This window comes from Sphingomonas oligophenolica, from assembly GCF_039522915.1.
GTDB classification, from domain to species: domain Bacteria; phylum Pseudomonadota; class Alphaproteobacteria; order Sphingomonadales; family Sphingomonadaceae; genus Sphingomonas; species Sphingomonas oligophenolica.
The window spans coordinates 48,393-69,359 of sequence record NZ_BAAAEH010000022.1 but is presented as its reverse complement, the minus strand read 5'-3'; the positions used below and the strand labels follow the sequence as shown (position 1 = coordinate 69,359).

The window sequence follows — 20,967 nt, the reverse complement described above, 5'->3', positions numbered from 1 at the left end:
ATTCGATGGCTCGGAATCCGATCCAAGTCAATTCCGAAGGAGGTTAACCAAGCCAGATACGAACGCGATTTCGCTCGTGGCACGCGCCAATTGCGAGGTATTCGCCCGGCGCGGACATGACTGGCCGGGCGAACGGCCAGAAGATCGCGCCCCAGCAGGAGGCCGCGCCAGGTCCGGGATGATTTTCATAGTGCTCCCGATCATCCAGATCGAGCGCGATCCATTGCACCACGCCGGTCACTCGTCCGCCTTGCGATGCGATACGTGTCTCGCAGCGATCGCCCCGCCACGGACCATTTGCGAAATCAAAGGCGAACAAGTCAGTCGCGGCGCTGCGCAACGTGATTGCAGGGCTACCCACCGGAATGTCACGATAAGGCCGTCGCAATCTGTTGAACGCGCTGAGATCGAACGAGTCGATCAGGCCAAGGTCGGGTTGCGCCGCGCCGCCATCGTCCATCAAAGCGATCCGGATCCGCCCACGCACTGGGATGACCGCGCCGCCGGGCTTCAACAGGCGCGGCACCGCATCCTCATGGGCAGGGAGGGCGCCCTCGCTCAGCAGGTCGTTGCTGACGATCTCGGAGACGAGGATGTCGGCCTGCCCGCCGACATCGCCGAGCTCGAGCCTCGTCGAATGCTTGTTCACCACCGTCACCCGGTCGGCGAATCCGTTGACGGCGATATTGTCTCGCGCAGCGGCGGCGACCGCCGGATCGACCTCGCAGGTGATCACCCGCGCGGCGCCCGCCCGCGCCGCCATCATGGCGAGCAGTCCGGTGCCGGTGCCGATCTCCAGGACCGTGCAACCCGGAAAGATCGCGTTGCGCAACGCCGTGTCATAAACCCGGTTGCGCGCCTCATCCCGAACGATCGAGAAATGCCATGTGTGCACGCCGTCGCTCAGCAACTCGGTGGCCAGAGCACGTACCTCGCCATCGCTGGGCGCAAGGGCCAGCGCGCGCCTGATCATGTCGAGCGCGAGCGCGCGCTGGCCGATAGCGGGCAGCTGCCGCGCCAGCGCCAGCATCGCCATTGGCTTCCCCTCGACTATGGGCTGCATGGCGAGCAATTCCCGCGCGCGATCTCTCATCCGCGTTTCCCGTCCTTCCGGCCGAATTTTGGCAACGGAAAATAGCGGACCATATGCGCCGCCGCCCGCCAGGGCACGTAAAGCCAGCGAAGCCCCCTGGGAAGCGGCAGATCGCGATAGGCTTGCCACGACGGTACCAGGCTTCGCCCGACGGCGCGGGCGCGGCGCCCCAGCCCCTCTCGTTGGCGCCATTCGATCGCTGTCGTCGCGAACCAGTCCCGCCAACGAAACAGGCGATCATCGGTTCGACTGTGGCGCTCGAGCTCGGGCGCTGCGTTGTCGGGGTGGAGGAACCTGATGCAATCCCGCGTCATGCGCGCCGCGAGGCCAGGGCCGACGGGCCAGCCCCCGGCGACGGCACCGACCAGCAGCGCCGGCATTTCAAGGCAAGCGAGGACCAGCTTCTCCAACCCGGCCCGCTTCGCCTGGGCCCGCATCGCCGCGATATCGAAATCGGGCGCCGCCGCGATCCGGCCGAGATCGCCAATCCAGTGCAGCCGCGACCATCGATGACGGCTGTGATGGTAGCAGATGTAGACGAACAGATCGGCGGTCGAGAAGACAGGCAATGTTTCGCCCGCGATCGTTATCGTTTCAGCGCGCTCGAGCAACTCGTCGGTTGGGAAATCCGCCCCGGTGAGATCAACGCTCTGATGAAGATCGACCATCGGGCCCGATGGCGCGCGCATCGAGATTTCCCGGTTCAGACCGCACATCGCGTCGATATGCGCCCCATGGCGCCCCGGATCGGCGGGCAGCTCGAATGGCTTGCTCAGGCGAAACCCCTGGGCGATCAGATGAGTCATCGTGTCCGCGAACCCGTTCGCGCTCACCAGCAGGTCGAGGTCGCGGCAGGAGCGGCCGCTGACCGAGCCATAATAACGCTGGGCCACGGCCACGCCCTTGAAAAGCGCAAAACGGACTTGCTTTGGCTGAAACCAGGACTGATTCAACTCGACGGCGATCGCGCTGAGCTGAAGGTTGTGGGCGGTCGCCACAATCACGGCGCGGTCGAGTTCCGCCATTATCTCGGAGGGCACGCAGTCTTCGATCTCGGATAGCCGCTCCCGTAGCACCGGGAGCGACAAATGGTGGGTCGCCTGCCGCACCACGGCAGGCCAGTCGCGAACCTCGCTGGCAAGGCTCCTCAGTTGGCGAGGCGAAACCAGAGCATTGTGAAGCGCGCAGGCGAGCAGAAGCCGTGCTTCCACCGGCAACGTGATCGGATCAAGCCCGCCAGCGGTGATCACGCCAGCCCCCTGTTGAGATATTTTTTCCCAAGTTCCGAACACTCCAAAAGACGCACCGGTGAGCCACTGCCGCTCGCAATCCAGCTGTGCCTTTCTTTGACCGTCGGGTATATCCCATCCATGCCGAGCACGGTTGGGCGATCGCAGCCCGCGACACGTCTCCCTGGATTTTTAGCGCGCCGCGGCGGCCATCTCGGCATTGCGGCGGGTCGCGGCGGCGAGCGTTTCGCGCAGCAGGATTTTCAGCGCATCGCCCTGATCAAGCACGTCGAGGCCCTTGCGGGTCGAGCCGCCGGGGCTTGCCACCTGATCGGCAAGCGCGCCCGGCGACATGCCGGAGGCAGCGGCAAGCATCGCTGATCCCTCGACCGTCGCGATCGCAAGGCGCGCCGCCTGATCAGCCGGCAGGCCGAGTTCGGCGCCCGCAGCGGCAAGCGCATCGATGAAGCGGTAGAGGAACCCCGGCCCGCTCCCGGCAAGTGCAGTGACGAGATCGAACAATGCCGCGTCCGCAATCCATTCGACCAGCCCGAGCGGCGCCATCAGCGCGGCGACCGCGTCGCGGGTCGCACTGTCGGCAGAGCGGGAATTCAGGGCAACCACGCCGCGGCCGATCCCGACCGGCAGGTTGGGCATAGCGCGGATGATCGCGCCCACCTCGAATCGCCGGGCAAGCGGCTCCTCCTCGACCCCGGCGAGAACCGACACAAGCGCCGGCACGCCGGCCAGTCGCGCCGCATGGCGGGCCGCGATCTCGTCGAGCTGCTGCGGCTTCATGGCCAGCATCACCACGTCCGGAAGCGGCCCCTCCGGCAGATCGCGCGCCTGGCGAACGCCCTGTGGAAGAGCGCGATCCGTGCGGTTGACGACATCGACCCGATCGGCAGCGACCACGCCGCTGTCGATCCAGCGGCGCAGCATCGCGCCGCCCATGTTACCGCAGCCGATCAGCCAGAGGCGCGTGAGGCTCACGCCTCGCCCTGGGTCTCGGTCATCGCCGCGGCAAGGGCTTCCTTCGGAGTCTTGCCGCCCCAGAGCACGAACTGGAACACGGGATAGAAGCGCTCGCACTCGTCGATCGCCGATTCCACCAGCAACTCAGCCGCGCCGAGTGACATGGTGCCGCCCTCACCCTCGATCATTGCGGCGTGGCGATAGAGCAGGATGCCGCTCGACGACCAGAGCTCGAAATGCCCGACCCAGAGCTGTTCGTTGATCAGCCCGATCGCTTCGTAGATCGCGGAGCGGCGCTCGTCTGTGACTCGGATATCGGGAAAGGCGAGGAACTGAATGACACTGTCTTCGTCGCGCCACAGCGCGCGCAGCTCATATTGAGTCCAGCTGCCCTTGACCTTGGCGATGACTTCATCGTCCTGGCGCTCATGCTCCCAGCCGTGCGCAGCGAAATAGCTTTCGAGCATGTCGATCGGCGCTGCGTCGTCGCGTTCGTAATCGGCTTCGTCGAGCATCACATCATGCCTCCCGGCGCGGCCATCAGGATACCGGATGTGGTGCCTTGATGGGCTGCCGCGCACAAGCGCACGGTGGAAAAGCCTGTAGAAAAAACTGTGGAAAAGATTGTCAGGCTCCTGCCTTGGGTTTCTTCGGCGCGGCTGCCTTGGCCTTGCCTTCGAGTATATCGAGCCGCGCGCGGAGCGCATCCGCGTCGTCGCGCGCCGCCGCCGCCATCGCCTTGACTGCCTCGAACTCGTCGCGGCTGACGAAATCAAGCCCGCCGATCCACTCCTTGGCCCGGGCGCGGGCACCCGCTTCGGCCTCGCGGCCCATGCCGGCCAGCGTGCCCGCCGCACCGTTCACGAACTTCGCGAAATCGTCGAAAATCTTGTTGTCGGATTGCATCGGAATATCCTGCAAATGGCCAGACTAGATGATCTGGGTGGTCGAAGAGGATGGCGCAAGTAGCGTTTCCGCCCCCGGGTTGAGTTCGGCGATCCTGTAAGTGAGCATCCCGGCATAAGCCAGCCAGGCCAGATACGGCACCATCAGCCATGCAGCACCGGCGCGGATTCGCCCGAAGACGATCGTCGTCGCCAAGGCGAGCACGAACATCACGCCGATCGTCACCAGCGACCAGAATACCTGGTGCATGCCGAAGAATAACGGCGACCAGATCAGGTTCGCGACCATCTGCACCGAGAACAATATGATCGCCGGCCCGCGCAGCCTCGAGCCCCGCGCATGGATGATCATCGCAAGAGCAAGGCCGAGCAGAATGTAGATCGTCGTCCAGGCGACCGGAAATGCCCAGTCCGGCGGCGTCTCGGCGGGCTTGGTCAGCGCGCGATACCAGCTGCTCTGGCTTCCGGTCGGCGCCAGCCGTGCCGAAGTGAAGCCCAGCAGCAGGATGAACGGCACCGTGACGACGGCCCAGCGCAGGAACGCCAGCCTCAGCTGCTGTTTCGATGCGATTTCCCTCAAAGCTTTACGCCTTCCCGTTCGTTCGGTCAGCTGCGGCGGCGGCGCGACCGAATAAAGCACCGATCCTGCTATAGATTAACCCGAATGCCAATGTTTGGTTAAATTTCGCGCCTGCGACCGCCCATTCAGGGCTGATTGACGCTATTCGTTCCATCCCGGGTCGCCGCGAGCAGGAATTCTACATTGCCCTCGGGTCCGGTGATCGGGCTCTCGACCACGCCCTCCACCCGCCACCCCCGGCTTTCGACCCAGGCAGCGACCTCGGCGCACACCCGCGCATGGACCTGCGGATCGCGTACCACCCCGCCCTTGCCGACCTCGGCCCGGCCAGCCTCGAATTGCGGCTTCACCAGCGCCATCAGCCGCGCGCCCGGCTTGGCGAAACCCATCGGCACTTCGAGCACCTTGGCGAGGCCGATGAAACTCGCATCGCACACGATCAGATCGACCGGCTCGGGAATATGCGCTGGTGTCAGGACCCGCGCGCTGGTCTGTTCATGGACGATGACCCGGCTGTCCTGACGCAGCTTCCACGCGAGCTGGTTGGTGCCGCTGTCGACCGCATAGACCCGCGCCGCGCCACGCGTCAGCAGCACATCAGTGAATCCGCCGGTCGACGACCCGACGTCGATCGCGACCGCCCCGGTCACGTCCCAGCCGAAATGATCGAGCCCATGCGCCAGCTTGATGCCACCGCGCGACACCCAGGGATGATCGCGCCCGCGTATGTCGAGCAGCGCATCGTCGGGAACCGCCTGGCCCGGCTTGTCGATCTTGCGGTCGCCGAGGAATACCAGCCCGGCCATGATCAGCGCCTGCGCCCGCGTCCGGCTCTCGACGAGGCCGCGATCGACGAGCAACTGGTCAGCGCGAAGCTTGGGCATTGCCTGCCCTACCAAGCCGAGTCGCGGCGGCATAGCCTTAGTCGAACGCTTCCGGCCCATGCAGGGGCGCGGTGAAACCGCCTTCTTGCGCGACCAGTGAAGCGGCCGTTTCGGCCCGTCGCATCCGGCACGCAATCCGCCGCACGCGCTATTGTCCATTAGATTAGTAGGAATATGTTGACGGTCGGGAGGCGTGGTCGCGCGGCGTCCCCCTAGAGCTTCGAGCGGCCACGTCTCCTTGCCTCACAGGAGATCGACGATGGGAAGTTTTTCACCACACGATCCGGCCCAGCCCACGATCCTCACCGTCCCCGGATTGGGTGGATCGGGACCTTCGCACTGGCAGACCCTTTGGGAGAGCGCCCGCCCCGACACGGTCCGCGTCGAGCTCGGCATGTGGACCACGCCGCATCGCAATGCCTGGGTGACCAAGCTCGACCAGGCGATCCGCGCCGCGCAGGCGCCGGTGATCCTGGCGGCGCACAGCCTTGGCTGCCTCGCCGTCGCCTGGTGGGCCGAACTGACTCGCCAGCCCTATGGCTGGCCGGTCGCCGGCGCGCTGCTCGTTGCGCCTGCCGATGTCGACCGGCCAGATGCCCATGACGATCTCAAGGCATTCAGACCCGCGCCCGCTGTTCCCCTTCCCTTCCCGTCGATTCTCGTCGCCAGCAGCGACGATCCCTGGATCGCGCTTGACCGCGCGCACAGCCTCGCGGCCACCTGGGGCAGTCATTTCGTCGACGCGGGCGCGCAGGGGCATCTCAATGCGGCAAGCGGGATCGGCTGGTGGAGCGAAGGGCAGGAATTGCTCGAGCGGGTCATCCATGCGGCGGGCGACCGCAAGGGCCGGCCCCGCGCACCCGGCGACGCGCGGTCTATCCTCGCGATCAACGCGACTGATGCGGCGCAGGCGCATTATCTCGGTAGCAAGGGGTTTTAGGATCGACGGCGGCAGGATTGATGGCCGGCACTCCTTTCCTATCCCTTGGCAGAGGAAGGAGGGCGACTGCGTCTATCTCAATCGAAGAACAGATAGCCCGGGTCGAAATCGCCGAAGCTGCGCAATGCATCCCAATCCAGGATGGTCACCACGCCCTGCCGGAATTCAACGAGGCCCTGTTCGCGCAGCTGCCGGAGCATGCGGTTCGCATGCACGGCCGTCAGCCCGGTGGCGTCGGCGAGGTCGATCTGGGTGAGCGGCAGCGAGAAGCGCAAGCCCTCCGTCAGCCCGATCCGCTCGAGCCGCAGGTACATCTCGCAGAACAGGTGCGCCATGCGCACCGCCGCCGAGCGCGCGCCGATCGAGACGATCCATTCGCGGTTGATCGCCGCGTCGATCAGCGTCGAGCGCCACAACAGCTCGGTCAGCGTAGGCGACTGCTCGGTCAGGCCTCGGATCGCAGGATGAGGAAACAGCGCTACCTTGACCGGAGTCAGCGCCGCGACTGAATGTTCGAGACGCTTGAGCGGATAGCTGTGCAGATCGACGAAATCGCCGGGGACATGAATGGCGAGGATCTGCCGTCGCCCCTCCGGCGTGTCCTTGAAGCGCTCGATGAACCCTTCGAGCAGCAAGGTGCACTGAGTCAGCGGCACCTGCTGACGGACGATGACCTGCTTCGCCCGATACTCGACGGTGCGCGACACAGACGCTTCGAGGGAAGCGGCTTCAGCCTCGCTGAGCTTGGGAACACGGTGAGTCTGCAGGAAGAATCGCGTATACATAAATGCTCAGACCCGGGAACCGTGCGCGGCCCGCTCGCGTTTTTGCCTATTCGACACAGGTAGATAGTAGCATGTCCGGCCAGCCCCACAATACGCCAACCGAGGCGACGGCAGAACAGGGAGAGGTGATGCTCGACGGCCCGGCCGGCCTTGCCGTCTCCTTCACCGCCGAAGCGGCAGCCAAATCGGCCGCGGCAATGGCGTCAGCGGCTACCAAGGCGCACCGTCAGCTCAAGAACAAGGGGCGGCGGAAATAGACCTGCCGACTTGCGCGTATTTACCATCTCGCCGAGGACGGCCTTAACCAGAATGGCGGCAAAGTTCGCCGATGCCTTATGCCAAGCTCTTTCGCAGCCGCTGGTCGGCGCTGATCTGGGCCGCAGGAATCCTGTGGACCGCGGCTGATGTCGCCGGCTACGCCCCCGCCCGCAAGACCGATGCGTCGACGAACGCGATTGCCCAGGCGAACGCATCCGCGCCTGCCGAGACCGACGCGACCGGCGAGGCAGTCCAGAACAGCGACCTCGCGATCCTGGCGAGCGTGATGAACGGCAATTAACGCCCGGCGAACATGAAGGTGGCTGCGCCGATCAGGCACAGAAAGGCACCGAGATGGCGCCAGCCGATCGGCTCGCCCAGCACCGTCACCATGAACACCCCGAACACCACCAGCGTGATCACTTCCTGCGCGATCTTCAGCTGCCCGCCGCTCCAGCCCGAGGCATAGCCGAGCCGGTTCGCCGGCACCGCGAGGCAATATTCGAACAGGGCAATGGCCCAGCTGATCAAAATCACCACGATCAGCGGCTTCGACATCCCGCCCTTCAGATGCCAGTACCAAGCGATCGTCATGAAGCAGTTGGACGCAATCAGGAGAAACAGTGTCGGCATCGATCGCCCTTCAGGCCAGGCGCCGACTTATGGCTTTGCAGGCGCCGGCTTCAAGTCGATGCTGCGGATGTGCCAGCTTTTCTGCGCGGCGGCCGCGCCGTCGATATCGGCCGTGCGGTGGAGCGTGACGCTGCCGATCTGATATTCGCCCCCGCCGCCTTGTTTGAGACGGGCATAAACTTGCACCGGCACCGTCACGTAGCGCTGTCCGGCGCCTGCATCGACATCGCCCGGCGCGCCGATATTGGCATGATATTCGCTGTATTTGGCAAACCGGGCGGCGAACCCGGCAGCGTCCGAACCTGACGCCTTGCCGTCATCTGCCCATAACAGACGCGCCTGGCTGTATTTTCCTTCAGTCAGCAGCGCATAATAATGCTGCACCACATCGGCCGCGCCCTGTGCGCTATCCGCCGTAAAGGGCGCCTCGGACACGGGCGAACGGTCGTCCGGCAATCCGCCGGGCGTGCCTGGCGCCGGGGGCGTCAAGGGCGGCGGACTCGAGGCTGGAACGGGCGTGGGCGCCGAGACTGGCATCGTATTGTCCACCGCCGAATTGGCAGCATAGGCATCGACGCTTCCCTGCGCCTCCACCGCCGCGGCGTTGATATCGACGCTAGTGTTCGCGGGAACGACGGTGCCGGAAGAGCAACCCGCCACCAGCAACAACGAGAACGCAGCGAGATGACGCACGGATAGGCTCTTTCACTTACGGCAGGAGCGCCCCAACGCAGGGCGCCCCCGCAACGTTCCGCCCGCCGCTATTTGCCCGCATCGAAATCCTTGAAGCGCTCATTGCCGATGAAGCCGAGCTTGGTGATGCCCGAGCGTTCGATCACGGCGAGGGTCTGATCGAACCGCTCATAGCGCGCGGCCGCATCGGCGCGGATCTGAATCTCCGTATCGGGATCGGATCGCACCGCGGCGAGACGCGATTGCAGGGTCGCCGCATCGATCGGCGCGCCGTCCCAGGCGAGCGTGCCGGCGGCGTCGAGATCGATCAGGTGAATTACCGGGCGATCGGAAGTCGGTTTGCCGGGCTGCGGCAGATCAAGCGGAACCTTGTGAGTCATCATCGGGATCGAGAGGATCATCATCACCAGCAGCACCAGCATCACGTCGATCAGCGGCGTGATGTTCATTGAGGCAAAGGGCTCATAGTCCGGGGTGCGTGGCCGCGGGAAAGCAATTGCTCGTGCGCTCATCATGTCCTCCCTTGAAGTGGTGACGTTACACCATATCATGAGAAGAGTGCGCCGCAAGAACCAATTCAACGCATTACCGGCTCAGTTGCTTTCGTATTTCCAGTTCCGCCGCTTGCCCTCGCGCAACAGCGCGATCGTTTCCCGGACGCGCTTCGTCCGGGTCTCGGGTCGCTTGGCTTCTCCCACCCATTCGCAATATTCGCGGCGACAGCTCGGCGGAAAGGCGTTGAAGGTCGCCGCCGCCGCGTCGTCCCGCGCCAGCGCCTCGGCAAGATCCTCCGGCACCGCCGCCTCCGGCTTGGCCACCCTTGGCTTTCGCCTGATCGCGCCGTCCCCGGCATCAACCAGCGCCATCGCCTCGCGCACGAGACGATCAAACTCGGCATTGCCGGGAAGATCATCGACCGAGGTCAGCCGCCCGAATTGCCCCATCGCTTCGCCTTCAAGCCCGGTCGCCAGGGCATCGCGGCGCCAGAAACCGAAACTCGCATGCGCCTTGAAGCCGGACATGATCGCGAGCGATTGGCCGCGATATTCGAAGAACGGCCGGCTCCACTTCACCGTTTCGACCACCTCGGGACAGGCGGCGTGGACGCGCTCGCGGATATGCTTCAGGATCGGCTTGGCGAAATCGGCCTGACGTTCGATATAGGCATCGATGCGGGGATCGCTCGGCATGGCGGAAACTCCTGCTCAGCCTGCGATCCTATGCAGGGCCGCCCGGGGCGGTCAATCCGCCCCGGCGCCCCCGCTCGTGGCGTTCAGGGCCTCAGCGCAGCGTCGTCGGCATCGCTGAGATCATCTTCGTCGACATCGTCGTCGTCGAGATCGTCCTGCACCTCGTCCTCGGTGAGATCGTCCTCATCCTCGTCGGCGTCATCGTCTTCCTCGCCGAGTTCATCGCTCTCCATTTCGAGGTCGTCTTCGTCCTCATCGTCGTCATTGCCGAGGTCGGGGGTGAGATCAGTCAGGATCGTGCCGTCGCTCGGCCCGTCGCGCGTCACCTCGAGGATTTCGGCGCGCTGGCTCTCATCATAGCCTTCTTCGTCGAATCCGTCGTCGCCCGGGCCTTCGCCGGGCACCTGATAGCCACCCATCGTCATGTCACGCCTCCTTCGGCCGCGGATCGCGGTATTCACTGGGCGAACGGCGGACAGGGGCGACGGTTCCGCTGCTTTGCGACGAATGGGCAACCCTGCGCTCAATCACTGAGGCGCCGGGGCGCTCCTTCGCGTCAGTGCGGCCGAAACATCCGCCCGGGTTCGGTAACCGCTACTATCACGAGAGCGATCAGCCCGCAGCAGAGAAAACCCATGTGGAGCGGCACTGTCGTCCCCGCGAACGACTGGCCGATAAAGGTGCCGATCAGCGCACCCAGGGTAACGCTGCAGAAACCCTGCACGCTCGAGGCAGTGCCGGCGATATCCCCCATATCCTGCATCGCCATTGCGCCGAAATTGGAGATCGCCAGGCCGAAACAGCCCATGGTGAACGCCTGCAGCACGACGAAGACCAGCAGCGATTCGCCGCCGAGCGACCGGATCAGCAGGTTGATCGCCGCGATCGCGATCATGGTGACCAAGGCTGTGTGCGACAGGAAGCGCGACCCGAGCCGCATGACCACCCGCGAGTTGAGCAGGTTTGCCGCCGCCATCATGCCGGCGGTGCCGGCGAACACCAGGTTGAGCTCCTTGCCCGCGTGAAACACGCTGGTGACGATCTGCTGGACCGAGGTGATATAACCGAACAGCGCGCCCTGCAGCGCCGTCGCCGCGAGGCCATAGCCAAGCGACCAGCGATTGGTGATCGTGGTGCGGTAGCCCTGCAGCAACCGCCCGACCGAGAAGGGCCTGAGTTCACCCGCCAGCGTCTCGGGCATCCGCGTGCTGAACCAGAAGATCACGATCGCCGTCAGGATCGCGATCACCCCGAAGATCAGGCGCCACGACCCGAACAACAGGATGCCCTGCCCGAGCGTGGGCGCGAGGACCGGTGCGATCATGAACACGATGGTCGAGAGGCTCATCACCCGCGCCATCGGCCGGCCCGAATAGCAATCGCGCACGATGGCGATCGTCACCACCCGCGTCGCGGCGACCGAAAAGCCACCGAGCAACCGCACCGCGAGCAGCAGCGGAAAGCTGGCCGAGAAGGCAGCGATGGCATTGGCGATGCCGTAAGCGACCAGAGCGGCCATCATCACCGGGCGGCGCCCGAAACGGTCGGCCAGCGGGCCGTGAAGCAACTGACCGGCGCCAAGCCCGATCAGATAGACCGAGATCACGAATTGCCGCTCATTTTCAGTCGCGACATGGAGCTGCGCGCCGATCGCAGGTAGCGCCGGAAGCATGGTGTCGACACCGATCGCGCCGAGCGCCATGAGAGAGGCGACCAGCAACACGAACTCGTGAAAACCGAACGGCGCCTTGTTGGCAGATTCGAGACGGGGCTGCACGGTCATCGCGGTGCCCTTCGCAGATGCGGAATCAAAGGTCACCCCCCGGCACCGTGGAAAAGCTTGACCCGGCGAGGCTCGACCCCTAGTGTATTACACATCTAATTCACCATGGAGATGTGGATGCTTCGCCCCCTGGCCGCCGCTGTTGTCCTCGCCGCCACGCTCAGCGCCTGTGACGGTTCGAAGGGCGGCACCTCCATCTCGATCAACTCAACCGACAGCGACGGCAATGTCGTCGCTGACCTCAACGGCAATTCGGGCGCCCTGTCGATCGACACGCCGGGCTTCTCCGGCAAGATCAACCTGCCCAAGCTGCATCTGGGCGCGAGCGACTTCGACATGAACGGGGTGCATCTCTATCCCGGCTCGACCATCTCGGCGATGAACATCGACGCGCATGACGGCGGCAAGCCGGGCAAGGACGACGACAGCGGCACCGTGCGGATCAGCTTCGCCAGCCCGGCGGCGCCCGCCACCGTTCGCGACTGGTACATGCAGAAGCTGAGCGCCGCGGGCTTCACCCTTTCAGCCAGCGGCAGCGGCCTGACCGGCACCACCAACGAGAAGAAGCCGTTCAAACTCGATCTCGCACCCGACGGCGCCGACAAGTCGAAGGGCACGATCACCGTCAGCTGAACCTTGTACGCGGTGGGCGGCGGGGTCTATGCTTCAGTGCTTGTGGAAACATGCGTACGGAACAAGCCGATGCTCGATACCCCCGCCGCCCAGGTGCCGGCCTTATCGCTGAAGGACGAGGCGGCTGACCCCGAGGCCTTTGCCGCAGCGCTTGGCGGCTCGTTCGAACGCTTCGGCTTCGCGGTCATCGCCGATCACGGCGTGCCGCAGGACCTGATCGATCGCGCCTGGGCCGAAACCGCTGCGTTGTTCGGGCTGTCCGAGGAGGAAAAGCGCAGCTATTTCACCCCGGCGGGCGGCGGCCAGCGCGGTTACACCCCGTTCAAGACGGAGATCGCCAAGGATGCTAAGCATGTCGACCTGAAGGAATTCTGGCATGTCGGCCGTGAGCTGCCGGCCGGCCATCGCTTCGCCGCCGACATGCCGGCGAATATCTGGCCGACCCGGCCCGAGGGGTTCCAATCGGTTTTCCTCGAATTGTTCGAGGCGTTCGATCGTGCCGGCGACCGCCTGCTCTCGGCGATCGCGCGCCACCTGAAGCTCGCGCCCAACTGGTTCGATCATGCCGTGGAGGACGGCAACTCCATCCTGCGCCTCCTTCACTATCCGCCAATCCCGGCCGATGCCGAGGGCGTCCGCGCCGGCGCGCATGAGGATATCAACCTCATCACCCTGCTGCTCGGCGCCGAGGAAGCTGGGCTCGAACTGCTCGACCGGGACGGCAAGTGGCTCGCGATCCGCCCGCCGGACGGCGCGATGGTCGTCAATGTCGGCGACATGCTCCAGCGCCTGACCAACCATGTCCTGCCCTCGACGACTCACCGCGTGGTCAACCCGCCGCCCGAGCGGCGCGGCCATTCGCGCTATTCGATGCCCTTCTTCCTCCATCCGGCGCCCGATTTCCTGATCGAGACGTTGCCGGGGTGCATCACCGCGGAAAACCCCAACCGCTATCCGGTGCCGATCACCGCGCATGACTATCTCCATGAGCGGCTCGTCGAAATCGGACTGGTGAAGAAATAGATTCCGTCATGCCGGACTTGTTCCGGCATCCCTTCCTCCGCTAGCGCAGCCATGGCGACGGCGCGAGACAATGAGCCTTGCGCGCTCGCCGATCGATGGACCCCGGAACAAGTCCGGGGTGACGAAGGTGGAATTCGAATGACCAAACCTCTCCGCGTTGCCCTTGCCGGGCTCGGTACCGTCGGCGGCGGCGTGATCCGGCTGATCGGCGCGAACGGCGCGCTGATCGCCCGGCGGGCAGGCCGTCCGATCGAGATCGTCGCGATCTCGGCGCGTGACCGCGCCAAGGATCGCGGCGTGGATATAAGCCGGTTCGAGTGGGTCGACGACACCAATGCGCTTGCCCATCACGAGGACGCCGATGTCGTCGTCGAGCTGGTCGGCGGCTCGGACGGGCCCGCGCTTGCGCTGGCCCGCGCCACGCTCGCCAACGGCAAGAGCCTCGTCACCGCCAACAAGGCGATGCTCGCGCATCACGGCCTCGAGCTCGCCCGGGCGGCCGAAGCGGCCAAGGTGGCGCTCAAATTCGAGGCTGCGGTCGCGGGCGGCATCCCGGTCATCAAGGGGCTGCGCGAGGGCGCTGCGGCGAACGAGATCGCGCGGGTTTACGGTATCCTCAACGGCACCTGCAATTTCATCCTGACCAAGATGGAGGAAGAAGGCCGCGACTTCGCCGAGGTGCTCGCCGAGGCGCAGGCGCTCGGCTTCGCCGAGGCTGATCCGAGCTTCGACATCGACGGGGTCGATGCAGCGCACAAGCTGTCGATCCTCGCCAGCCTAGCCTTCGGCACCCGACCCGCCTTTGCCGATGTCGCGACCGACGGCATCCGCCACCTGCTCGCCGCCGACATCGCCGAAGCGGCGGCGCTCGGCTATCGAATCCGCCTGCTCGGCATCGCCGAGGACAATGCCGGCGGCCTGTTCCAGCGGGTCCATCCGCATCTCGTGCCGACCAGCCATCCGCTCGCGCACGTCACCGGCGCGACCAACGCGGTGGTGGCCGAGGGCAATTTCGTCGGCCGGCTGCTGTTCCAGGGCGCGGGCGCGGGCGATGGCCCGACCGCCTCGGCGGTGGTCGCCGACCTGATCGACATCGCGCGCGGCGAGTTCGGTCCGGCCTATGCGATGCCGGTCGATGCTCTTGCGACTCCGACACCCGCCGACACCGGCGAGCGTCGCGGCCGCGCCTATGTGCGCTTCACGGTCGCCGACAAGGTAGGCGTCCTGGCCGAGATCGCGGCGGCGATGCGCGACGCCGGCGTGTCGATCGAGAGCCTGATGCAGCGCGGCGCCATGGCTGACGGCACCGTGCTCGTCGCGATCGTTACCCATGAGGGGCCCGAACGCTCAGTCGCACAGGCGCTCGAGAAGCTGCGTGGATCGCAGAGCCTGGCCGGTCAGCCGATGTGGATGCACATTCTCGCGTGACCCGTCTCAGTGCGGCGCTTCGACCGGGAGCGTGATCGGCGAATCCTCACCCATCCGCACGATTGTGCGAGTCGGGCGCTTGCAGATCGTCTGGCCGATCAGCGCGCAGCGCGTGCCGTCCTCGTTGAGCGCGATGTCCTTCGCCATCGGCTCGGCCGGCAGGCCGAGCGGCAGGCGATAGGGCGATCGCGTCGGAGTCGATCGAACAGCCACCACCTGGAGCTTCTTCGAGGTCAAGGCCAAAGACCGGCGCGGCTTGCGGACCACATGGCCATGATGAACCACCGGCGTCGGATGGGCGGCGCGGACATGGTGCGTGGCCGGTGCCGCCCCCAGCAGCAAAATGGTGATCGCGAGCATCGGACTGTTTCCCTGTTACATCATCCGGGAGAGCAACCGCCAGGCAATCAATAGGTTGCGCGATCAGTCCGCCAGCGGGCGGACACGCGCGCCCTGAATGCCGTCCGGGCCGAATGTCGCCCTGGTGCCGACCCCGACCGAGCCGCACCCGACCAGAAAGACCGACTTCTCCCGGCAGTTCGACGTGCGCGCGAGCATCCGCTCGCGTTCGGCCGGAACGCCCTGATTTTTGGGGTTGCCCGCATCATATTCGATCAGCGGCACCCGATAGCGATCGGCGCCGCGGCGCGCGCAGACGACGACGTCACTGGGGTTCGCGGCGGCGCCGCAGCGCGGCCCGACCGCGGTCACGGCGTGATAATGAGCGAGCGCTGCGTCGACATCGGCTGATTGCCCGGCGATGATCAGCAGCAGACCCAACATCGCTTCGTCTCCCCCGGGAAACCCGTTCAGCCGCTGACCTTACCCACGCCGAGCCTTGGTAGCTCGATTGCCGGGCAGCGGTCCATCACCACTTTCAGCCCGGCGGCCTCGGCGCGCGCGGCTGCTTCCTCGTTGATCACGCCGAGCTGCATCCACACCGATTTCGCGCCGGCGGCGATTGCCTGGTCGACTGCTTCGCCCGCCGCAGCCGAGTTGCGGAAGATATCGACCATGTCGATCGGATCGCCGAGCTGCGCGAGTTCGCGGAACACGAACTCGCCATGGACATGTTCGCCGGTAATCTGCGGGTTGACCGGAATCACGCGGTAGCCATGCGCCTGCAAGGTCTGCATCACCCGATAGGACGGCCGGTCGGGCCGGTCCGAGGCGCCGACCATCGCGATCGTCCGGGTCTCCTCGAGCAGGGTCTTGATCTCCGCATCGCTGGTGAGTGGCATATTATCCTCCCTGTTCTATCCAGTGGAATACGCGCTGTGCGATCGCGGTGAACGCCAGCGCCTCGGGCCCGTTCCGCGCGGCGGGCGGCGTGCCGGCATCGGACGCCGAACGGATCGCGATGTCGAGTGGGATTCGCCCGAGGAAAGCAATCCCGAGCTCGGCCGCAGCGGCTTCGGCACCGCCGCGCCCGAACGGATCCGATACCTCGCCGCAATGCGGACACGCATAGCCCGCCATATTCTCGACGAGGCCGATGATCGGCACGCCGGCCTTGGCGAACAGGTCGATCGCGCGCCTGGCGTCGATCAGGGCGAGGTCCTGCGGGGTGGAGACGATCACCGCGCCGGCCGGCTTGTGCTTCTGGATCATCGTCAGCTGGACGTCTCCCGTGCCCGGCGGGAGATCGATCACCAGCGTGTCCTGCGCTGCCCAGTCGGCATCGATCAGCTGGCCGAGCGCGCCCGCCGCCATCGGCCCGCGCCAGGCGATCGCCTGATCGGCGGCGACGAGCTGGCCCATCGAGAGGAGCGGCACGCCATAAGGCGTCGCCACCGGCTCGAGCAGCTTGTCCTTCGCGGTCGGCCGCGAGCCTTCGACGCCCATCAGCTTTGGCTGTGAAGGCCCATAGATATCGGCATCGACCAGCCCGACACGCCGCCCGAGCGCCTGAAGCCCGATCGCGAGATTGGCCGAGACAGTCGACTTGCCGACTCCGCCCTTGCCGCTGGCAACCGCGATCAGGGTCTTTTTGGTGCGCTGGCTCGTCAGCGCGATCCGCACCGTGGCGATTCCCGCGACGCCCTCGGCCGCCGCCTTGACCTCACGCTCGATCGCGTCGCGCGCCCGGGCGTCGAGACCCGTCACGTCGAGGATGATGCTCGCCCGATCGCCCTCGATCCGGGTGGTGGCGCGGGTGCCTGCAATAGGCATGAGGGCTGCGTCGATCAGGCTGGTATCGGTCATCAGTCCGCAGATAGGACCGTCTCCGACGCTTGCCACTGTTTTTCGTAGGGCAGCGACCCTATAAGGGTGGAATGACGATCCTACAGGGCTGGCTTCAGCGCTTCGCAATCCTCCATTCCGACAATCCGAAGGGCCCCTGGGGCGGCGGCGGCGACAAGGGCGGCAGCGGTTCGGGTGACGGTTCGGGCGGGGGCAAGGAAGGCCCGCGCAACCCATGGTCGATACCCCCGGCCGGGCGCCCCCGCAGCGCTGGCCCGAGCGCGCTCGATGAATTCCTGCGCCGCGCCCGCGGCGGTGGGGGCGGCGGCGGCGGTGGCGGGCGGCCCCCTATCCCCGGCGCGCCGAGCGCGCGCGCGCTGTGGCTGATCGGCATCGCATCGATCATCCTGCTCTGGGTGGTCTTCACCAGCTTCCATCCGATCGCGCCGCAGCAGCGCGGCGTCGTCACTTATTTCGGCCGCTATGCGGGGACGCTCGATCCGGGCTTCCGGATAACCCCGCCGTCGCCGATCGCATCAGTCACCAAGGTCGATGTTCAGAATATCCGCACGGAGAATTTCCCCGAGCCCGGCGGCCCCAATCTGATGCTGACCAACGATCAGAATATTCTCGACCTGGCTTTCTCGGTGCGTTGGAACATCAACAATCCGGAAGACTATGTCTTCCAGATCGCCGACCCGACCAACACGGTTCGCGCGACCGCCGAGAGCGCGATGCGCGAAGTCGTCGCCAATATGAATCTCGATCAGGCGATGGGCGCGGGCCGATCAAGGATCGAAGCCGAAGTCCAGGATCGCATGCAGCGTATCCTGAACGAGTATAAATCCGGCATCCTCGTCCAGGGCGTCGCGATCAAGCAGGCGATTCCTCCCCAGGCAGTCAACGATGCCTTCAAGGACGTGACCGCGGCGCAGCAGGACGCGGTCGCCGCGAAGAACAATGCCCAGGGCGCCGCGCAGCAGTTGATTGCCGGCGCGCAGGGCGAGGCAGCTCAGTTCGACAAGGTCTATAGCCAGTACAAGCTGGCGCCCGAGGTCACCCGGCGGCGCATCTATTACGAGACGATGGAAGCCGTCCTGGCCAAGACCGACAAGACGATCGTGGAGACCCCCGGGGTATTGCCCTATCTGCCGCTGTCGCCGGGCCGGAAACTTCCCGACGCCGATGTCGTGGTAAACGGAGGCGCGAAATGAACGGCTCATTCTTCCGCAACCCGATCACCATCGGCATCATCTCGCTGCTTGTCCTGATCCTGCTTGCGAGCACCTTCGTGATCGTCCCGGAGACGAAGCAGGCGGTGATCCTGCGCTTCGAGCAGCCGGTCGGCCAACCGATCAACGCGTACAAGCCGAACGAGCAATTCGGCCATACCGGCGCCGGCCTGATTGCCCGCGTGCCGTTCATCGACCGGGTCGTCTGGGTCGACAAGCGCGTGCTCGATGCCGAATATGAGAACCAACAGGTGCTCTCCTCCGACCAGCTCCCGCTGATCGTCGATGCCTATGCCCGGTTCCGGGTCGTCGATCCGCTGCGCATGGTGGTGACGGCACGCAGCGAAACCGGGGTGACCGAGGCCCTTGTACAGCTTCTTGGCACGTCGATTCGCAACGAACTCGGCAACCAGCCGTTCAAGACCCTACTCACGCCCGAGCGGGACAAGGTAATGGAGAACATCCAGACGCGTCTTCAGAAGCTCGCCACGCAATATGGCGTCGAGATCGTCGACGTCCGGATCAAGCATGCCGATCTGCCCGAAGGCAGCCCGCTGGAGAGCGCGCTCAACCGGATGAAAACCCAGCGCAAGCAGCAGGCGCTGACCATCAGGGCTGAGGGCAAGAAGGAAGCGCAGATCATTCAAGCCGATGCCGAGGCCCAGGCAGCAAGCATTTATGCGACCAGCTTCAATCAGGACCCGGATTTCTACGATTTCTACCGGTCTATGCAGTCCTATCGCCGCACATTCGGCGTCGACAGTGCGAACCCTACGGCCGGATCGACATCGATCATTCTTTCTCCGGACAATGCCTATCTGAAGCAATTCCAGGGCAAACGCTGACAAGGGGCTTTCAAACCGTTCATATTCAATCGCCGTTCAGCAATCATCCGTATCAGCTAAGGGTGTCGCGATCGGCAGACGAGAGGAAATTTCACTAGTGCGCTACGCTTACGCCATCACCGGTGCCCTGCTTCTCAGCGGCGCAGCCGCGGCCATGACGCTCGACCAGCCACCGGCCGGCCAGACCGCCCAGAACGAGCCAGGCGTCATCGCCGCCGCCGCGCCCAAGGCCGGCGCGCCGATGAGCTTTGCCGATATGGTCGCGACGCTCCAGCCGGCGGTCGTCAATATCTCGACGACTCAGCGCGTGACGGTGCAGCAGCAGCAGAATCCGTTTGCGGGTACGCCGTTCGGCGATCTGTTCGGCCAGTTCAACGGCGGCGACCAGGGCGGCGGCACCGGCCAGCCGATCACGCGCGAGGCGCAGTCGCTCGGCTCGGGCTTCATCATCTCGCCTGACGGCTATGTCGTCACCAACAATCATGTGATCGCGGCCGGCGCCAAGGGCGCGACGGTCGAGTCGATCAAGGTCACGCTGATCAATCGCAAGGAATATACCGCCAAGCTGATCGGCCGCGACCAGTCCTCGGATCTCGCACTCCTCAAGATCGACGCGACCGGCCTGCCCTTCGTGAAGTTCGGCGATTCGACTCGCGCCCGGGTCGGCGACTGGGTGGTCGCGATCGGCAACCCGTTCGGCCTCGGTTCGACCGTGACCGCCGGCATCGTCTCGGCACTGCACCGCGTCACTGGTCAGGGCGGCGCCTATGACCGCTTCATCCAGACCGACGCCTCGATCAACCAGGGCAATTCCGGCGGCCCGATGTTCGATCTGAACGGCAACGTCATCGGCATCAACTCGCAGATCCTATCACCGTCGGGCGGCAATGTCGGCATCGGATTCGCGATTCCGGCGGAAGAGGCCAAGCCGATCATCGAAACGTTGCGGAAGGGCGCGGCGATCAAGCGCGGCTATCTCGGCATCGGCATCCAGGCGGTCAACGAGGATATCGCCAAGGCCTGGGGCCTGCCCTTGAACCAGGGCGAACTGATCTCGCGGATCGAACCTGGCCAGGGCGCCGAGAAGGCCGGCCTGAAGCAGGGCGACGTCGTCGTCCGTGTTGCCGGCAAGGATGTCACCCCCGACCAGACGCTCAGCTATCTCGTCGCCAACCTGGCGCCGGGCACGCGTGCGCCGATCGAGATCATCCGCGATGGCAAGCGCCAGACGATCACCGCCACCATCGGCACCCGCCCGTCCGAGGATGAGCTTGCGGCAACGCTTGGCGGCGACGACGACCAGGACGGCATTCCCGATGCCACCCCGCAGACCGGCCAGCAGGCGAGCGCGAGCGCGATCGGCCTGTCGGTCCAGCCGCTGACCCCGGGCATCGCCCGGAGCCTGGGCATCGACGCGACCGTTCAGGGAGTCGTCGTCGCGGCGGTCGACCCGTCGAGCGACTCGGCGAGCAAGGGCCTGCAGCGCGGCGACGTGATCATCACGGCGAACCGCGTGCCGGTCCGCACCTCAGCTGACCTCGCCGCCCAGATCAGCCAAGCAAAGGCTGCGGGGCGCGAGCAGATCGTGCTGTTCGTCCAGCGCGGCAAGACGCCGGGCCGCTTCATACCGATCAAGATCAAGGGCTGATCTTTCCAATCCTCCCCAAGCGCGCT

General features: G+C 65.4%; 27 protein-coding genes. 9 read left to right on the top strand and 18 right to left on the bottom strand.

The annotated features are described in order from the left end of the window. Positions 1–43 precede the first annotated feature (43 nt). The 7 genes from ABD050_RS11600 to ABD050_RS11570 form a co-directional block, all read right to left on the bottom strand. Positions 44–1,093 (bottom strand): 50S ribosomal protein L11 methyltransferase, encoded by a 1,050-nt coding sequence (locus ABD050_RS11600; protein WP_343889497.1) that lies wholly within the window; start codon positions 1,091–1,093, stop codon positions 44–46. After that, positions 1,090–2,343 carry a nucleotidyltransferase domain-containing protein gene (locus tag ABD050_RS11595; RefSeq protein ID WP_343889496.1) on the bottom strand — a complete coding sequence of 418 codons (1,254 nt, stop codon included), beginning with the start codon at positions 2,341–2,343 and terminating at the stop codon, positions 1,090–1,092. Before ABD050_RS11595 ends, ABD050_RS11600 begins: the two co-directional genes overlap by 4 nt. A gap of 171 nt (positions 2,344–2,514) precedes the next feature. Beyond that, complete coding sequence (locus ABD050_RS11590; RefSeq protein ID WP_343889495.1) at positions 2,515–3,315, bottom strand: pyrroline-5-carboxylate reductase family protein; 801 nt, start codon at positions 3,313–3,315, stop codon at positions 2,515–2,517. Next, on the bottom strand, positions 3,312–3,812 hold the full coding sequence (locus ABD050_RS11585) for a type III secretion system chaperone family protein (RefSeq protein WP_343889639.1): 501 nt from the start codon (positions 3,810–3,812) through the stop codon (positions 3,312–3,314). The genes ABD050_RS11590 and ABD050_RS11585 overlap by 4 nt, the downstream gene beginning before the upstream one ends. Positions 3,813–3,924: 112 nt before the next feature. Continuing rightward, entirely contained in the window at positions 3,925–4,203 is a 279-nt protein-coding gene (locus ABD050_RS11580; RefSeq protein WP_343889494.1) for an accessory factor UbiK family protein, read from the bottom strand. A gap of 24 nt (positions 4,204–4,227) precedes the next feature. Further along, a complete protein-coding gene (locus ABD050_RS11575; RefSeq protein WP_343889493.1) occupies positions 4,228–4,782 on the bottom strand; it encodes a TspO/MBR family protein in 555 nt (184 codons plus the stop codon). 125 nt (positions 4,783–4,907) lie between these two features. After that, positions 4,908–5,666 carry a TlyA family RNA methyltransferase gene (locus tag ABD050_RS11570; protein ID WP_343889492.1) on the bottom strand — a complete coding sequence of 253 codons (759 nt, stop codon included), beginning with the start codon at positions 5,664–5,666 and terminating at the stop codon, positions 4,908–4,910. A gap of 259 nt (positions 5,667–5,925) precedes the next feature. Between ABD050_RS11570 and ABD050_RS11565 the strand changes: the two genes are divergently transcribed. Next, complete coding sequence (locus ABD050_RS11565; RefSeq protein WP_343889491.1) at positions 5,926–6,606, top strand: RBBP9/YdeN family alpha/beta hydrolase; 681 nt, start codon at positions 5,926–5,928, stop codon at positions 6,604–6,606. Between the two features lie 77 nt (positions 6,607–6,683). Here the strand turns inward: ABD050_RS11565 and ABD050_RS11560 are convergent, their stop codons facing one another. After that, positions 6,684–7,391, bottom strand: a complete 708-nt coding sequence (locus ABD050_RS11560) for a Crp/Fnr family transcriptional regulator (protein ID WP_343889490.1) — start codon at positions 7,389–7,391, stop codon at positions 6,684–6,686. Between the two features lie 71 nt (positions 7,392–7,462). Between ABD050_RS11560 and ABD050_RS11555 the strand changes: the two genes are divergently transcribed. Then, the gene (locus ABD050_RS11555; RefSeq protein ID WP_343889489.1) at positions 7,463–7,648 is read left to right on the top strand and encodes a hypothetical protein; all 186 of its coding nucleotides are present in this window, start codon (positions 7,463–7,465) and stop codon (positions 7,646–7,648) included. Positions 7,649–7,719: 71 nt separating this feature from the next. Continuing rightward, entirely contained in the window at positions 7,720–7,950 is a 231-nt protein-coding gene (locus tag ABD050_RS11550; RefSeq protein ID WP_343889488.1) for a hypothetical protein, read from the top strand. Here the strand turns inward: ABD050_RS11550 and ABD050_RS11545 are convergent. From ABD050_RS11545 to ABD050_RS11520, 6 genes are all read right to left on the bottom strand, one after another. Continuing rightward, positions 7,947–8,282, bottom strand: coding sequence for a DMT family protein (locus tag ABD050_RS11545; protein WP_343889487.1), 336 nt, complete (start codon positions 8,280–8,282; stop codon positions 7,947–7,949). The genes ABD050_RS11550 and ABD050_RS11545 overlap by 4 nt on opposite strands. 27 nt (positions 8,283–8,309) lie before the next feature. Continuing rightward, positions 8,310–8,975, bottom strand: a complete 666-nt coding sequence (locus ABD050_RS11540) for a hypothetical protein (RefSeq protein WP_343889486.1) — start codon at positions 8,973–8,975, stop codon at positions 8,310–8,312. Between the two features lie 68 nt (positions 8,976–9,043). Next, positions 9,044–9,487 (bottom strand): ExbD/TolR family protein, encoded by a 444-nt coding sequence (locus tag ABD050_RS11535; protein WP_343889485.1) that lies wholly within the window; start codon positions 9,485–9,487, stop codon positions 9,044–9,046. A gap of 81 nt (positions 9,488–9,568) precedes the next feature. Further along, a complete protein-coding gene (locus tag ABD050_RS11530) occupies positions 9,569–10,165 on the bottom strand; it encodes a YdeI/OmpD-associated family protein (RefSeq protein ID WP_343889484.1) in 597 nt (198 codons plus the stop codon). An 83-nt stretch (positions 10,166–10,248) separates the two neighbouring features. Next, the gene (locus ABD050_RS11525) at positions 10,249–10,584 is read right to left on the bottom strand and encodes a DNA primase (RefSeq protein ID WP_343889638.1); all 336 of its coding nucleotides are present in this window, start codon (positions 10,582–10,584) and stop codon (positions 10,249–10,251) included. Between the two features lie 137 nt (positions 10,585–10,721). After that, the gene (locus ABD050_RS11520) at positions 10,722–11,948 is read right to left on the bottom strand and encodes a multidrug effflux MFS transporter (RefSeq protein ID WP_343889483.1); all 1,227 of its coding nucleotides are present in this window, start codon (positions 11,946–11,948) and stop codon (positions 10,722–10,724) included. A 117-nt stretch (positions 11,949–12,065) separates the two neighbouring features. On the opposite strand from ABD050_RS11520, the gene ABD050_RS11515 reads away from it, so the two are divergent. From ABD050_RS11515 to ABD050_RS11505, 3 genes are all read left to right on the top strand, one after another. Next, entirely contained in the window at positions 12,066–12,581 is a 516-nt protein-coding gene (locus ABD050_RS11515) for a hypothetical protein (RefSeq protein ID WP_343889482.1), read from the top strand. Between the two features lie 69 nt (positions 12,582–12,650). Beyond that, on the top strand, positions 12,651–13,604 hold the full coding sequence (locus ABD050_RS11510; protein ID WP_343889481.1) for an isopenicillin N synthase family dioxygenase: 954 nt from the start codon (positions 12,651–12,653) through the stop codon (positions 13,602–13,604). A gap of 138 nt (positions 13,605–13,742) precedes the next feature. Further along, positions 13,743–15,032, top strand: coding sequence for a homoserine dehydrogenase (locus ABD050_RS11505; RefSeq protein ID WP_343889480.1), 1,290 nt, complete (start codon positions 13,743–13,745; stop codon positions 15,030–15,032). 6 nt (positions 15,033–15,038) lie between these two features. Here ABD050_RS11505 and ABD050_RS11500 read toward each other — a convergent pair whose 3' ends face one another. From ABD050_RS11500 to ABD050_RS11485, 4 genes are all read right to left on the bottom strand, one after another. Continuing rightward, a complete protein-coding gene (locus ABD050_RS11500; protein WP_343889479.1) occupies positions 15,039–15,392 on the bottom strand; it encodes a hypothetical protein in 354 nt (117 codons plus the stop codon). 63 nt (positions 15,393–15,455) lie between these two features. Continuing rightward, positions 15,456–15,815, bottom strand: coding sequence for a hypothetical protein (locus ABD050_RS11495; RefSeq protein ID WP_343889478.1), 360 nt, complete (start codon positions 15,813–15,815; stop codon positions 15,456–15,458). 26 nt (positions 15,816–15,841) lie between these two features. After that, positions 15,842–16,273: a CoA-binding protein gene (locus ABD050_RS11490; RefSeq protein ID WP_343889477.1), complete on the bottom strand. Its 432-nt coding sequence runs from the start codon at positions 16,271–16,273 to the stop codon at positions 15,842–15,844. Position 16,274: 1 nt separating this feature from the next. Next, positions 16,275–17,237: an Mrp/NBP35 family ATP-binding protein gene (locus tag ABD050_RS11485; protein ID WP_343889476.1), complete on the bottom strand. Its 963-nt coding sequence runs from the start codon at positions 17,235–17,237 to the stop codon at positions 16,275–16,277. Positions 17,238–17,308: 71 nt separating this feature from the next. Between ABD050_RS11485 and hflK the strand changes: the two genes are divergently transcribed. The 3 genes from hflK (at position 17,309) to ABD050_RS11470 (ending at position 20,941) form a co-directional block, all read left to right on the top strand. After that, entirely contained in the window at positions 17,309–18,430 is a 1,122-nt protein-coding gene (gene hflK, locus ABD050_RS11480; protein WP_343889475.1) for a protease modulator HflK, read from the top strand. Continuing rightward, on the top strand, positions 18,427–19,293 hold the full coding sequence (hflC, locus tag ABD050_RS11475; protein ID WP_343889474.1) for a protease modulator HflC: 867 nt from the start codon (positions 18,427–18,429) through the stop codon (positions 19,291–19,293). Before hflK ends, hflC begins: the two co-directional genes overlap by 4 nt. Before the next feature lie 97 nt (positions 19,294–19,390). Further along, complete coding sequence (locus ABD050_RS11470) at positions 19,391–20,941, top strand: Do family serine endopeptidase (protein ID WP_343889473.1); 1,551 nt, start codon at positions 19,391–19,393, stop codon at positions 20,939–20,941. The last annotated feature ends 26 nt before the right edge of the window (positions 20,942–20,967 follow it).